This window comes from Rhizobacter sp., assembly GCF_032229685.1.
Classification (GTDB): domain Bacteria; phylum Pseudomonadota; class Gammaproteobacteria; order Burkholderiales; family Burkholderiaceae_C; genus LMDS01.
The window spans coordinates 273,489-286,894 of record NZ_JAVTWP010000012.1; the positions used below are offsets into that span (position 1 = coordinate 273,489).

15 protein-coding genes are annotated in these 13,406 nt (G+C 68.6%); 11 read left to right on the plus strand and 4 right to left on the minus strand.

Annotated elements, in window-relative coordinates; genetic code table 11:
• Nucleotides 1–112 precede the first annotated feature (112 nt).
• The 8 genes from AC30PD_RS06990 to AC30PD_RS07025 all read left to right on the plus strand — a co-directional run bounded on the left by AC30PD_RS06990 (nucleotide 113) and on the right by AC30PD_RS07025 (nucleotide 7,616).
• Nucleotides 113–1,189, plus strand: coding sequence for an aromatic ring-hydroxylating dioxygenase subunit alpha (locus AC30PD_RS06990; protein ID WP_489534914.1), 1,077 nt, complete (start codon nucleotides 113–115; stop codon nucleotides 1,187–1,189).
• On the plus strand, nucleotides 1,189–1,974 hold the full coding sequence (locus AC30PD_RS06995) for a GntR family transcriptional regulator (RefSeq protein ID WP_489534915.1): 786 nt from the start codon (nucleotides 1,189–1,191) through the stop codon (nucleotides 1,972–1,974). Before AC30PD_RS06990 ends, AC30PD_RS06995 begins: the two co-directional genes overlap by 1 nt.
• A gap of 9 nt (nucleotides 1,975–1,983) precedes the next feature.
• Complete coding sequence (locus tag AC30PD_RS07000) at nucleotides 1,984–2,970, plus strand: PDR/VanB family oxidoreductase (protein ID WP_489534916.1); 987 nt, start codon at nucleotides 1,984–1,986, stop codon at nucleotides 2,968–2,970.
• A gap of 83 nt (nucleotides 2,971–3,053) precedes the next feature.
• Nucleotides 3,054–4,235: an ABC transporter substrate-binding protein gene (locus AC30PD_RS07005; protein WP_489534917.1), complete on the plus strand. Its 1,182-nt coding sequence runs from the start codon at nucleotides 3,054–3,056 to the stop codon at nucleotides 4,233–4,235.
• A gap of 100 nt (nucleotides 4,236–4,335) precedes the next feature.
• Nucleotides 4,336–5,199, plus strand: a complete 864-nt coding sequence (locus tag AC30PD_RS07010) for a branched-chain amino acid ABC transporter permease (protein WP_489534918.1) — start codon at nucleotides 4,336–4,338, stop codon at nucleotides 5,197–5,199.
• Complete coding sequence (locus AC30PD_RS07015; RefSeq protein ID WP_489534919.1) at nucleotides 5,196–6,161, plus strand: branched-chain amino acid ABC transporter permease; 966 nt, start codon at nucleotides 5,196–5,198, stop codon at nucleotides 6,159–6,161. Before AC30PD_RS07010 ends, AC30PD_RS07015 begins: the two co-directional genes overlap by 4 nt.
• Nucleotides 6,158–6,916 carry an ABC transporter ATP-binding protein gene (locus AC30PD_RS07020; protein ID WP_489534920.1) on the plus strand — a complete coding sequence of 253 codons (759 nt, stop codon included), beginning with the start codon at nucleotides 6,158–6,160 and terminating at the stop codon, nucleotides 6,914–6,916. Before AC30PD_RS07015 ends, AC30PD_RS07020 begins: the two co-directional genes overlap by 4 nt.
• Nucleotides 6,909–7,616: an ABC transporter ATP-binding protein gene (locus tag AC30PD_RS07025; RefSeq protein WP_489534921.1), complete on the plus strand. Its 708-nt coding sequence runs from the start codon at nucleotides 6,909–6,911 to the stop codon at nucleotides 7,614–7,616. Before AC30PD_RS07020 ends, AC30PD_RS07025 begins: the two co-directional genes overlap by 8 nt.
• A 12-nt stretch (nucleotides 7,617–7,628) precedes the next feature.
• On the opposite strand, the gene AC30PD_RS07030 is transcribed toward AC30PD_RS07025, so the two are convergent.
• The 3 genes from AC30PD_RS07030 to AC30PD_RS07040 all read right to left on the minus strand — a co-directional run bounded on the left by AC30PD_RS07030 (nucleotide 7,629) and on the right by AC30PD_RS07040 (nucleotide 10,664).
• Nucleotides 7,629–8,663, minus strand: a complete 1,035-nt coding sequence (locus AC30PD_RS07030; RefSeq protein ID WP_489534922.1) for an NAD-dependent epimerase/dehydratase family protein — start codon at nucleotides 8,661–8,663, stop codon at nucleotides 7,629–7,631.
• An 18-nt stretch (nucleotides 8,664–8,681) separates the two neighbouring features.
• The gene (locus AC30PD_RS07035) at nucleotides 8,682–9,617 is read right to left on the minus strand and encodes a toll/interleukin-1 receptor domain-containing protein (protein WP_489534923.1); all 936 of its coding nucleotides are present in this window, start codon (nucleotides 9,615–9,617) and stop codon (nucleotides 8,682–8,684) included.
• Nucleotides 9,618–9,719: 102 nt separating this feature from the next.
• Complete coding sequence (locus AC30PD_RS07040) at nucleotides 9,720–10,664, minus strand: threonine/serine dehydratase (protein WP_489534924.1); 945 nt, start codon at nucleotides 10,662–10,664, stop codon at nucleotides 9,720–9,722.
• 111 nt (nucleotides 10,665–10,775) lie between these two features.
• On the opposite strand from AC30PD_RS07040, the gene AC30PD_RS07045 reads away from it, so the two are divergent.
• The 3 genes from AC30PD_RS07045 to AC30PD_RS07055 are packed head-to-tail and all read left to right on the plus strand — an operon-like array spanning nucleotide 10,776 to nucleotide 12,513.
• Nucleotides 10,776–11,030 (plus strand): CopG family transcriptional regulator, encoded by a 255-nt coding sequence (locus AC30PD_RS07045; RefSeq protein ID WP_489534925.1) that lies wholly within the window; start codon nucleotides 10,776–10,778, stop codon nucleotides 11,028–11,030.
• Complete coding sequence (locus tag AC30PD_RS07050) at nucleotides 11,030–11,560, plus strand: TA system VapC family ribonuclease toxin (RefSeq protein ID WP_489534926.1); 531 nt, start codon at nucleotides 11,030–11,032, stop codon at nucleotides 11,558–11,560. The genes AC30PD_RS07045 and AC30PD_RS07050 overlap by 1 nt, the downstream gene beginning before the upstream one ends.
• Nucleotides 11,561–11,610: 50 nt before the next feature.
• On the plus strand, nucleotides 11,611–12,513 hold the full coding sequence (locus AC30PD_RS07055; RefSeq protein WP_489534927.1) for an extracellular catalytic domain type 1 short-chain-length polyhydroxyalkanoate depolymerase: 903 nt from the start codon (nucleotides 11,611–11,613) through the stop codon (nucleotides 12,511–12,513).
• Between the two features lie 4 nt (nucleotides 12,514–12,517).
• On the opposite strand, the gene AC30PD_RS07060 is transcribed toward AC30PD_RS07055, so the two are convergent.
• On the minus strand, nucleotides 12,518–13,357 hold the full coding sequence (locus AC30PD_RS07060) for a response regulator transcription factor (protein ID WP_489534928.1): 840 nt from the start codon (nucleotides 13,355–13,357) through the stop codon (nucleotides 12,518–12,520).
• Between the last annotated feature and the right edge of the window lie 49 nt (nucleotides 13,358–13,406).

Consider the following 13,406-nt stretch of genomic DNA (forward strand, 5'->3'; position numbering starts at 1 on the left):
ATCGTCGACTGATTGAATCCAGAGAGCCGGCTTTATTAGTGGATTACCCGATATTCAAGCGACGTTCTGGCGATGAAACTGCGGTTCTGTATACATGCTGGATTCATAAGTCGTGAGCTCGCCCACCTTCCCGCTCAACGCCTGGTACGCCTGCGCCTACGACGTCGAGGTGAAGAACGAGCTGCTCGCGCGCACCGTCTGCAACCAGAAACTGGTGATGTACCGTCAGCTGAACGGCGCGGTCGCGATCTTGGAGGACGCGTGCTGGCATCGCCTGCTGCCGCTCTCGAAGGGCCGGCTGAGCGGCGACGAGGTGACCTGCGGGTACCACGGCCTCGTCTACAACGCCGACGGCCGTTGCACCCACATGCCGTCGCAGGAAACGATCAACCCCTCGGCCTGCGTGCGCAGCTACCCGGTGGTCGAGAAGCACCGCTTCGTCTGGGTCTGGCCGGGTGAGGCGGCGCTGGCCGACCCGGCGCTCGTGCCCGACCTGCACTGGAACGACGACCCGGCCTGGGCCGGCGACGGCAAGATGATCCGCGTGGCCTGCGACTACCGCCTCGTGCTCGACAACCTGATGGACCTGACGCACGAGACCTTCGTGCACGGCTCGAGCATCGGCCAGGCGGCCGTGGCCGAAGCACCGTTCGTTGCGACCCATGGCGACAAGACCGCGACCGTCACGCGCTGGATGGAAGGCATCGAAGCGCCGCCGTTCTGGGCCAAGCAGATCCGCCACGGCATCGGCTACGAAGGCCCGGTCGACCGCTGGCAGATCATCAAATTCCAGGCGCCGGCCACGATCAACATCGACGTGGGCGTGGCACAAGCCGGCACCGGCGCACCGACAGGCGACCGCAGCAAAGGCGTGAACGGCTACGTGCTCAACACCATCACACCCGAAACCGACAAGAGCTGCCTGTACTTCTGGGCCTTCGCACGCAACTACGCGCTTCGCGACCAGCGCCTCACGCACGAGCTGCGCGAAGGCGTGGCCAGCATCTTCCGCGAAGACGAGCTGATCCTCGAAGCGCAGCAACAGGCGATCGACGAGCACCCCGGCTACAGCTTCTACAACCTCAACATCGACGCCGGCTCGATGTGGATGCGCCGGCTCATCGACAAGATGATCGCGGCCGAAGCCAAACCCGGGCCGCGGGTCATTCCGCTGCGGCCGGCGGCGTGATGGCGGCGCTCGAAAGCGCAGCGGCGAGCCCGGTGGACACCGAAGCGCCGCCCGCCACGTCGCAGACCGTGAAGGCCCAGCTCGCGCTGCGCGAGCTGATCCTCGGCGGCGAGCTGAAGGCGGGCGCGCGCATCGCCGAGCTGTGGCTCGTGGAGCGGCTCAAGGTCTCGCGCACGCCGGTTCGGCTGGCGCTCGTGAAGCTCGCCGAAGAAGGGCTGCTCGACGCGCTGCCTTCGGGCGGTTACGCGGTGAAGGACTTTTCAGAAGCCGACATCCATGACGCGATCGAGTTGCGCGGCACCATGGAAGGCCTGGCCGCGCGGCTCGCGGCCGAGCGCGGCGTGAGCCCGGTGCTGATCACCGAAGCGCGCGAGTGCCTCGACCGCATCGACGAAGCGCTGGCTTCGGCCGAGCTGAGCGACGAGACTTTCGCTGTCTACGTGCAGCAGAACGCACGCTTCCACGCGCTGCTGTCAGAGATGGCGGGCAGCGAACTCGTCTCGCGCCAACTCGAAAAGACCAAGGCGCTGCCGTTCGCTTCGCCCAACGGTTTCGTGATGGCGCAGTCGGTCGGGCCCCATGCGCGTGACGTGCTGGTGGTGGCACAGGCGCAGCACCGCATGCTGATCGAGGCCATCGTGCAGCGCGAAGGCGCACGCGCCGAGAGCCTGATGCGCGAGCACGCGCGCATCGCGCGCCGCAACCTGCAGCAGGCCTTGCGCAGCCACCAGTCTTTGCAACTGGTGCCGGGCGCGAGCCTGATCCGGCGCCGTTCGGTTCGCTGAGGTTCGAGCATGCGCAATGCGATCCAGTGGCACCCGGCCACCGTGCGCCAGCACCGCGACCTGAGCCCGACCGTGCGCGAGTTCGAGCTGCGGCCCGAAGGTGGCGTGCTGCCGTGGACGGTGGGCAGCCACCTGAACGTGCAGGTGCTCGTCGAAGGCCGGCCCGAGACGCGCTCGTACTCGCTGGTCGGCCTGCCGCACGAAGCGGCGGCAGCCGACGTCTACCGCATCGCCGTCAAACGCGCCCAGCCCGGGCGCGGCGGCTCGCGCCACCTGTGGTCGCTGGAGACCGGCGCCGAGCTGCTCGTCGGCGAGCCGAACAACCACTTCGAGCTGCCGCTCACGGCGAAGCAATACCTGCTGGTGGCCGGCGGCATCGGCATCACGCCGATCGTCGGCATGGCGCAGATGCTCGCCGCGCGGGGTGCCGATGTGCGCCTGTGTTACGCCGCGCGCAGCGCCGAAGAGCTGGTCTTCGCCGACACGCTGCGCAGTGTGCTGGGCGACCGGCTGCAGACCTTCACCGACGACAGCGGCGCGCGGATCGACATCACCGCGCAGATCGCCTCGCTGCACCCGAACGCGCTGCTGCTGATGTGCGGCCCGCTGCCGATGCTCGATGCCGTGCGCGAAGCCTGGGCGCGCACGCCCCGGCCGGCGGCGAACCTGCGCTTCGAGACCTTCGGCAACAGCGGCACCGTCGCCAGCGAGGCGTTCTGGGTCAAGCTGCCGCGCCACGGCATCGAGTTGCTGGTGCCGGCCGATCGCACGCTGCTCGACGTGCTGAACGATGCCGGCATCGAGACCCTGTTCGACTGCAAACGCGGCGAATGCGGGTTGTGCGTTATGGACATCGTCTCGGCGCACGGCACCATAGACCACCGCGACGTGTTTTTCAGCGCGCACGAGAAGGCGGCCAACCAGCGCCTGTGCGCCTGCGTCTCGCGGGTCAGCGGCGGGGGTCTGGTGCTCGACTCCGCCTATCGGCCCGACTGATTCTTGCGCCGCGCCGCTCGCGCAGCTTCGCTACATTTACGCTCGCTCTCACCTCAGCATCAGCCTCGACAAACGGAGACACCATGACCAGCAAACGCCAACTCCTGCAGCTCTCGCTCGGCCTCGTGGCCGCAGCCTGCGGTGCCACCGTGATGGCCGCCGACACCGGCCCGATCAAGATCGGCCTGATCCTGCCGATGACCGGCCAGCAGGCTTCCACCGGCCGCCAGATCGACGCCGCCGTGAAGCTCTGGGTCGCACAGAACGGCAACAAGGTGGCGGGCCGCACCGTCGAGGTCATCGTCAAGGACGACGGCGCCGTGCCCGACGCCACCAAGCGCATCGCGCAAGAGCTGATCGTGAACGACAAGGTCGCGGTGATCGCCGGCTTCGGCATCACGCCGACCGCCATGGCCACGGCGCCGCTGGCCACGCAGAGCAAGACGCCGCTGGTCGTGATGGCCGCGGCCACCAGCAGCATCACCGAAGCCTCGCCCTACATCGTGCGCACCAGCTTCACCCTGCCACAGGTGACCACACCCATGGCCGACTGGGCGATCAAGAACAACATCAAGAAGGTGATCACGCTGGTGGCCGACTACGGCCCCGGCTTCGACGCCGAGAAGTTCTTCGACAGCCAGTTCCGCCTGAACGGCGGGCAGGTCCTCGACAAGCTGCGCACGCCGCTGCGCGCGCCCGATTTCGCACCGGTGCTGCAGAAAGTTTCCGACGCCAAGCCCGACGCGCTGTTCGTGTTCCTGCCCTCCGGCCAGGGCGCGACCTTCATGAAGCAGTTCGCCGAACGCGGCCTCGACAAGAGCGGCATCCGCCTGATCGCGACAGGCGACGTGACCGACGACGACCAGCTGAACGACATGGGCGACGTGGCGCTCGGCGTCGTCAACTCGCACCATTACTCGGCGGCGCACCCGTCGGCCACGAACAAGAAGTTCGTCGAGGCCTTCACGGCCGCGAACAAGTTCCGCCCGAACTTCATGGCGGTCGGTGGCTACGACGGCATGCGCGTGATCTACAAGGCGCTCGAAGCGAGCAAGGGCGCGGGCGGCGAGGCACTGCTGAACGCGATGAAGGGCCAGATCTTCGAGAGCCCGCGCGGCCCGGTCTACATCGATGGCCAGACGCGCGACATCGTGCAGGACGTCTACATCCGCAAGGTCGAGCGTGCGGCCGCGATGGGCAATGGCCTGTACAACGTCGAGTTCGACGTGATCAAGGCCGTGAAGGACCCCGGCAAGACGAAATGACGACCCCTCGTCGCCTGCGGCGACACTCCCCCGCGGGGAAGCGCGGCCGCTCCATGGGGCGGCGGGGCGGTGGGCCACGCGGGCTTGACGGCGTTCCAGGATGCTGACGCTTCTCTTCGACGGCATCGCCTACGGCATGCTGCTGTTCGTGCTGGCCGTGGGGCTGGCCGTGACGCTGGGCTTGATGAACTTCATCAACCTCGCGCACGGCGCGTTCGCGATGGCCGGCGGCTACATCACCGTGCTGTTGATGAACCGGCTCGGTGTGCCTTTCCTGGCCTGCCTGCCGCTGGCGTTTCTCGGCGCGGCACTGCTCGGCGCCGTGCTCGAGCCCACGCTGTACCGGCGCATGTACGACCGCCCGCACCTCGACCAGGTGTTGTTCTCGATCGGCCTGGTGTTCATGGCGGTGGCCGGCGTCGACTACTTCGTCGGGCCCACGCAGCAGAACATCCAGTTGCCGCTGTGGTTGAAGGGCCGCTTCGACATCGAGTGGGTCGGCATCGGCAAGTACCGGCTGTTCATCATCGTGGTGTGCGCGGCGCTCACGCTGGCGTTGCAATGGGTGCTCTCGCGCACGCGTTTCGGCAGCCAGCTGCGCGCTTCGGTCGACGACCCGCGCGTGGCCGGCGGCCTGGGCCTGAACGTGAACCGCATCTTCCTGCTGACCTTCGCGATGGGCTCGGGCCTCGCCGGCCTGGGCGGTGCGCTCGGCGCCGAAGTGCTGGGCCTGTCGCCCGACTTCCCGCTCAAGTTCATGATCTATTTCCTGATCGTCTGCGCGGTTGGTGGCACCACCACCATCACCGGCCCGCTGCTCGCCGCCCTGCTGCTCGGCATTGCCGACGTGGCCGGCAAGTACTACGTGCCCAAGCTCGGTGCCTTCATCGTCTATACGCTGATGATCGTGATCCTGATGGTTCGGCCACAAGGCTTGTTCGCGCGCGCCGGGGGTGGCAAGTGAGCGTCGCGGCCAGCCTGCGTGCCCATGCCACCTGGCGCTGGTGGGAATTCGTGCTGATCGCGGCGCTGCTGCTGTCGTGGTTCCTGCTGCCGACACAGGCACTGCTGCTCAACGAGATCGCGATCGTCGCGTTGTTCGCGATGTCGCTCGATCTGATCCTTGGCTATGCCGGCGTCGTCTCGCTCGGCCACGCCGCCTTCTTCGGCTTGGGCTCCTATGCGGCGGCCCTGTTCGCCAAGCTCGTGATGCCCGACCCGTGGGTCGGCATGGCGGTGGCGGTTTCGGTCGCAGCGGCCTTCGGTGCCCTCTGCAGCCTGCTGATCCTGCGCGGCTCCGACCTCACGCGCCTGATGGTCACGCTCGGTGTCGCGTCGATCATGTACGAACTCGCCAACAAGCTCGACTGGCTGACCGGCGGCGCCGACGGCCTGCAGGGCGTGGTGATGGGCCCGTTGCTCACACCCTTCGGTGCGTTCGAGTTCGACCTGGCGGGCCGCACGGCCTATGCCTACACGCTGCTGGTTCTGATCGTCTGCCTGCTGATCGCACGCCGGCTCGTGCATTCGCCTTTCGGCTATTCGCTGCAGGCCCTGCGTGACAACCGGCTGCGAACCGCGAGCATCGGGCTGTCGGTGAACCTGCGGCTGGTGGCGGTGTACACGGTGGCCGCGGCGATCGCCGGCGCGGCGGGTGCGCTGCTCGCGCAGACCAGTGGGTTTTCGTCGCTCGACGTGTTCGACTTCCACCGCAGTGCCGACGTGCTGCTGGTGCTCGTGATCGGCGGCACCGGCTACCTGTACGGTGGCATCTTCGGCGCCGTCGTCTTCAAGCTGCTGCACGACCTGATCTCGGCGTGGACACCGCAGTACTGGAACTTCTGGCTCGGCCTGTTCCTCGTCGTGCTCGTGCTCGTGGGCCGCGACAAGCTGCTGAGCCCACGCAGCTGGGGCCGCAAATCATGACGGTCGTTCTGGAAACGCGCTCGCTCGTCAAGCGTTACGGTGGCATCACGCCCACGAATGACGTGTCGATCCGGGTGGAGAAGGGGGCGCGCCAGGCGCTCATCGGGCCGAACGGCGCTGGCAAGACGACGCTGATCAACCTGCTCACCGGCGTGGCCGAGCCCACTTCGGGAACGATCTGGCTCGACGGGCAAGACATCACCCGGCTCGCGCCGCACGAGCGGGTGCGGCGTGGCATCGTGCGCACCTTCCAGATCAACCAGTTGTTCAGCGAGCTCACGCCGCTGCAGTCGCTCGCGCTGGCGGTGTCGGCGCATCTGGGCTTGAGCGCGCAATGGTGGCGCCCGCTCGGCAGCGATGCGCGCGTGGTGCAGGCCTGCGAAAAACTGCTCGCGCAGTTCCACCTCGACGACGTGATGAACCAGCAGGTCAAGCTGCTGGCCTACGGCAAGCGCCGCCTGCTCGAGATCGCGACCGCACTCGCGTGCGAGCCGCGCGTGTTGCTGCTCGACGAACCGGTGGCCGGCGTGCCCGAAGGCGAGCGCCAGGAGATCTTCGACATCATCAACGCGCTGCCGGCCGACGTGACGGTGCTGCTGATCGAACACGACATGGACCTGGTGTTCAACTTCGCGAAGCGCGTGACCGTGCTCGTCAACGGCGCGCTGTTCGCCGAAGGTGATGTGCAGAGCATCTCGAACGACCCGCGCGTGAAAGCCGTGTACCTCGGTGAAGGCGAGGGCGCGCATGGCTGATTTGCTGAGAGTCGACGGCCTGCGCTCAGGCTATGGCGAAGCGGTGGTTGTGCAGGGTGTGAGCCTCACGCTCGAACAAGGCCAGTCGCTCGCGCTGCTCGGCCGCAACGGCACCGGCAAGACGACGCTGCTGAACACGCTGGTTGGCGTGACGCGCCGCCACCAGGGCAGCATCACACTCGCGGGGCAAGACATCACGCTGCTGCCTTCGCACCTGCGGGCTGCCGCCGGCATCGGCTGGGTGCCGCAGGAGCGCAACATCTTCAAGTCGCTCACGGTGGACGAGAACCTCACGGCCGTGGCGCGGCCCGGTCCGTGGAGCGTGAAGCGCGCCTACGAGATGTTCCCGCGGCTGGCCGAGCGCAAGTCGAACATGGGCAACCAGTTGTCTGGCGGCGAACAGCAGATGCTCGCGGTGGCGCGCGCGCTGGTGCTCAACCCGAAGCTGCTGCTGCTCGACGAACCGCTCGAAGGCTTGGCGCCGATCATCGTCGAAGAGCTGCTGCGCTCGATCGCGCGGGTGGTGCGCAACGAAGGCATGAGCGCGATCATCGTCGAGCAGAACCCGCGCATGATTCTGCCGATCACGCACCACGCCGTGGTGCTCGATCGTGGCGCTGTGGTGCACTCGGCGCCGAGCGCCGAGCTGCTCGCCGACCGCGCGCAACTCGACCGTTGGCTGGCGGTGGCCAAGGGCTGATCGAGCAACGTGTCAGCGGCCGGCGGGCAAGGCGGCCCAGGCGGCAAGCAACGAAGCTTCCTTCTCGCGCGTGAGCTTGCCGGCGCGGCGCCTGTCGTCGGTTGCGGGCACGCCTTCGTCGAGCACGGCGTCGACCGTGTCGCGCAGCGACCGTGTGCGCAGGCCGGCGGCGTGGGCGCGGCTCAGGTCGACGCGGTTGAAGCCGGCGTATTCGGGGTCGCCAGAGGGCAACCAGAGTGGCAGCTCGCTCCAGGGCTGAACGCCTTGTTCGACCAGGAACGATTCGGCGACGGGAACGAAGCGTGCCGGCACCACGCCGCGTGCGGCGACCGCGTCGCTGCAGGTCTGCATCAGCGCGTGCCAGTCGCCCACGCCACGGTTCGCATCGTCCACCGGCCCGGTGGCGTTGAACACGCCGCGCGCTGTCGTTTCGAGCAGCGTGACCATCCACTCGCCGAGGTCGCGCACGTCGATGAACTGGAGCGGCTCGCCCCGCGGCGCATCGGGCACCAGCATCTCGCCGCCCGCCAGGGCGCGCCAGGGCCAGTGGCTGAAACGCCCGCTGCGGTCGCCAGGGCCCACGATCAGGCCCGGCCGCACGATCAGCGCGCGCTCGCCGAAGACGCGCTGCACCTCGGCCTCGCAGGCTGCTTTCTGCGGGCCGTAGTGTTCGAGGTTGCGGTCGTCGCGGGCGAGTTGCGCGAAGCTGGCGAGCGCGTCGGTCTCGCGCACTGGCACCTGCGTGGTCGTGGCATAGACCGAGATGCTGGAGACGAACAGATAACTGCCGCAAGCTCGCAAGGCTTCGGCGCTCGCCTGCACGTCGGCGGGCACGTAGCCGCAGGTGTCGATCACCGCGTCCCAATGGCGGCCCTGCAGCGCGCCGAGATCGGTGGCGCGGTCGCCGCTCAGAACCTGCACGCCCTCGGGCCACACGCTGCGCGAGCGGCCGCGGTTGAACACCGTGACCGCGTGGCCGCGCCGCAGCGCCGATTGCAATGCCGCGTCGCCGAGAAAGACGCCGCCGCCGAGGATCAGCAGGTTCATCGACAGGCCGGGTTCTGGTCAGACACGCTGCAACTCTACGGGAAAGGCGCCCGCCATCGAGTCGATGCCCGAGCCCCGGATCAGCCGGCCGTCGGGTGACACCAGGGCGCGCAGTTCGCCACGGACTCCACCCGGTGCGGGGCCAGCCGCCACGTAGGCCAGAAAGAGCTGGTTGCCGACCAGCCTGCCCCGCGCTTCGCCCACGACCATGCCGAAGGGGTCGAGCGTCTGGTCGAGGATCTCGGTGCCACGCTGCTGCATCAAGTGCCGGGCGCCGGTACGTGTCGCGCGCCATTCGCCGCTCAGGTCAGGGCTGGCGAGCGCCGCGATCGAACGGGTCGGTCGCGCGGCAGGCGCGAATGGCAAGACCGATGGCAGCGGCTGCGGCTCCTGGCGCGTGCCGACGTTGGCCAGACGCTCGCCGAGCTTCGAGGCGAAGCTGGTCGCCAGCGTGCCCCAGAAATCGTCGGCCGGGTCGGCCGCTGCAGGGGCTGGAGCTGCGCCACCGAGCGCGATGATCAACTGGCCCACGTCGTAGTCGACGCGGGTGTGGGTGATCTCGTGCGCGTCGAGCGTGGCCAACGCAGACAACTCGGGCGGCAGGGCGCCGGCGGCCGGCATTGGCGCACCGTCGACCCGGACCGGGATCACGCGGATGTTGCGCTGCAGTGCCGTGGCGATCTCGACACGCACCAGGTCGTCGGGCTGCCCGAGCCGCCACACACCTTGTTTGTTCTTGATGTCGGCCCACTGGGGGCCGATGACCGCGAGCAGCACTTGCGACGCACGAACCTGCTTCTTGACCAGATCGACAAAATTCTCGCCGCGAACGACCTGGCGAATGTCGAAGAACACTTCGCCTTCACCGAACGCCTTCTTCAGGTGCGCATACAACTCGCGCGCGCTGGCGGCGCTGTCGTCGCGCCGGTAACTGATGAAGATCTTGGGCATCATGCGCCTCCCGATACGCCTGTCAGGGGTCTCCGGGGATCATGTCACTGGCGCCCGCGGTGTTCCAGCCCCTGCAGGACTCAAGCTTGGGGGAGGCAAGGCGGTTCAGCCCAGTGTCGCCGGGTCGAGGTTCGCGCCGCAGACGATCAGGCAGACCTTCTCGCCGGCGCGCGGCCGCAGCGCGCCGCTGCGCAACGCCGCCAGAGGCAAGGCTGCCGCGGGCTCCACGGCGAGTTTGAGCTCTTTCCACATCCAGCGCTGCGCGTCGCGGATCGTTGCGTCGCTCAAGAGCAGCGACTCGGCGAGGTGCTGCTGCGTGACCGCCCAGGCGATCTGCCCGATGCGGCGCGCGCCAAGCGAATCGGCGGCGACGCCACCGACCGACACGTCCACCGGTTGGCCGGCAGCGCGCGCGGCGAACAAGGTGGGTGCCAGTTCGGGTTCGAGCGCGACGACGCGACTGCGACCCGCGAACCAGGCAGCGATGCCGGCGACGAGACCGCCGCCGCCCACGCTCACGAGCACGCTGTCGGGCGTGCCGCGTTGCGTTTCGATTTCGCGCGCCAGCGTGCCGGCGCCGGCCACCACTTCGGCTTGGTCGTACGCGTGGGTCATCAAGGCGCCGCTCTCGCGCTGGCGTGCTTCGCAGGCTGCGAGCGCGTCGGCGTAAGCGTCGCCGGCAACCACCACGGTGGCGCCCAGCGTGGCCAGGCGCTCGCGCTTGGCGGCCGTGATCACGCCGGGCACGTAGATCTCGGCCGGCACACCGAGCGCGCGTGCCGCCACGGCTGTGGCGATGCCGGCGTTGCCGCCGGACGCGGCGATCACGCCGGCCGTGGGGATCGGGTTCGACAGCAGCCGGTTGAACATGCCACGCGCCTTGAAGCTGCCAGACAGTTGCAGGTGTTCGAGCTTGAGCCAGACCTCGAATTCGGGTGTGCCGGCGGGCAGGCCCAGCTCGGTGCTCTTCAGCACCCAGAGTGGCGTGTGGCGCACGTGCGCTTCGATGCGTGAGGCGGCGGCGCTGATCTGGTCGGGCGTGATGTTCATGAGCGTGAGCGTTCGTGTCTGTGCAATGTATCGGGAGTGAGCATGCCAGCAAGCGGCTCACTTTGCATCAGATGTGATAGCATCAGATGCTTCCACATCCGTGATCCCGCCATGCGCACCACCCTCGACCTCGACGAAGACGTGCTCGCCAGCGCCAAGGAGATTGCGCGCCGCGAGAACAAGACGGCCGGGCAGGTGCTGTCGGAATTGGCGCGCCGCGCGCTCACGCAAGGCGCCGGGTCGGGCGCAGCGCGTGCCGTGAAAGCCGAGCCGGCCGCGGTGCTCGGCTTCCGGCCCTTCGCTTCGCGCGGCGCCGTGGTCACGAACGCGCTGGTCCAGAAACTTCGCGACGAAGGCGAGTACTGATGGCCTCGCGCAAGCGCGCGTCGGTCGGCGCGAGCGAGCCGCAGGCCAGGCACCTCGCGAAGCCGCAGCCCGCACCGAAAGCCACCGCCGGGCCCGAGCTGCGCTGCGCGCTGCTCGACGTGAACGTGCTGATCGCACTGCTCGACGCCGACCACCTGCACCACACCCGCGCCGCCCAGTGGCTGGCCGAGAACATCCAGGGCGGCTGGGCGTCGTGTGCCGTCACGCAGAACGGCTGCGTGCGCGTCATGTCGCAGCCCGGTTACCCGAACGCGTTGCCGGCCGCCGGCGTGGCGCAACGCTTGCGCGAAGCCACGCTGACCGAACACCACCTGTTCGTGCCGGGCGACCTGAGCTTGCTCGACGAACAGCATTTCGACACCGCCCAGTTGCTCGGCCAGCGCCAGGTGACCGACGCCTGGCTGCTCGGTCTGGCGGTCTGGCACGGGCTGCGTTTCGTCACCTTCGACGCGAACATGCCGATGCGCGTGGTGCGCGGCGCCCAGCTCGCGCACCTCGTGGTGCTGTGATCCGCCGTCGCCTCTGCATCGGCCCTGCACCGACCCACCTCTGGCGGGCTATGTCGTGTGCGCTGGCCGCGCTGGTGCTGCTGACTGGGGCGGCGGGTGCTGACGACACGTCAGGCCAGCCGGGCAACTTCGGCAAGACACTGGTGGTGGCTGGCGTCACGCGCCATTGGCTGCTCCACGTGCCGGCAAGCTACTCGGCCGCGCGGCCCATGCCGGTCGTGGTGCTCTTGCACGGCGGTGGTGGCAAGGCCGCGGGCATCGAGCGCAGCACGGGTGGCTTTTCGGCGCTGGCCGACCGGCACGGCTTCATCGCCGTCTACCCCGATTCACGCCGCGGCCACTGGGACGACGGGCGCGAGGCGGTCACCGACCACACCGACGATGTCGCTTTCATCAACGCGCTGCTCGACGCGCTCGCGGCCGAGTACACGGTCGATGCCCGTCGCACCTATGCCGCCGGCATCTCCAACGGCGGGATGATGTCGATGCGACTGGCCTGCGAGCTGTCGACCCGCTTTGCCGCCATCGCGGTCGTCGGCGCGAACATGCCGGCGGCGCTCGCGGCGAGCTGCCGGCCGGCGCGTGCCGTGCCGGTCGTGATGTTCTCGGGCACGGCCGACCCGCTGATGCCGTATGCCGGTGGGCGCGTGTTCGGGCCGGTCGGCGGCATGGTGCTGTCGGCACCCGAAACGGCGGCCTTCTGGGCCCGTGCCAACGGCGGCGCGACGCAGCCACAGACCCGCACGCTGGCCGACGCCGACCCGACCGACGGCACCACCACAGACCTGGTCGAGTACCCGGGTGACGTGCTGCTCTACCGCATCAACGACGGCGGCCACACCTGGCCCGGTGGCATGCAGTACCTGCCGGTGCGTTTCATCGGCAAGGTGGCGAGAGACTTCAGCGCCAACGAAGCGATCAACGCCTTCTTCGGCCGCCACGCGTTGCCGTAGAAGGCTATTCGAGCACCAGGTTGAACAAGGCGTTGCGGTGCTGGATGCCAAGGCGCCCGAACGCACGGTTGCGGTAGGTCTTGGCGGTGCTGGGCGACACGCCCAGGTCGGCCGCGATGCCGTCGAACGTCCAGCCGCGCAGCAGCCGCGCGCAGACCGCGAGCTCACGCTCGGTCAGCTCGGGGCAGCGGCGGCGCAGGCGTTGTGCAGCCTGGCCGATCGGCCCGGCGGTGGCGGCGTCGAGTGCGAGCAGGTCGACCGTGTCTTCGTCTGCCGGTGCGCACAGTTCGATGTGGCGGCGCGCCACGGCCAGCAATGGGCTGGCGAGCGCGAACACGGTGTCGAGGTCTTGCCTGCCGAAGCGCGGCTGCGCGCGGTGCCGATACAGGTTGACGGCGAGCAGCGCACCGCTGCCTGCGTCTTCGGCCCCATGGCTCACCAGCGAGAGCCGTTCGCTCAGGCTGTGCGCCTGGTAGATCTGCTCGCGGTGGGCGCGGCCGAAGTCGTCGGCCACGCAGTGGGTGACCACGGCGTTCTCAGCGGCACTGCCACGCACTTCGGCGCGCGCGGCCTGGAAGTGCGTGTCGGCGCGGTACACCCCGCTGCGGTAGATGCGCCAGCAGTCGAGCGCGATGTCGGGTGCGTCGAAGCTGCCGTGCGCGCACAGGCGCGGCGGCTGGTCATCGAAGACCTGGTAGACCGTCCACCACGCCAGCGGCAGCGAGCGGTTCAGGCGGGCGAGCGTGCGGCGGCCGAAATCAGGGCGGGCGATGCAGTCGATCAGGCCCGCCGCGGCGGCGTGCGGCGCTTCGGCATTCGGCAGGAAAACGGGCCACAGCTGCATGGGTTCGCCAACTCCGGTGAAGTCGCCCATGGTCGGTGCTGCGCCGCAA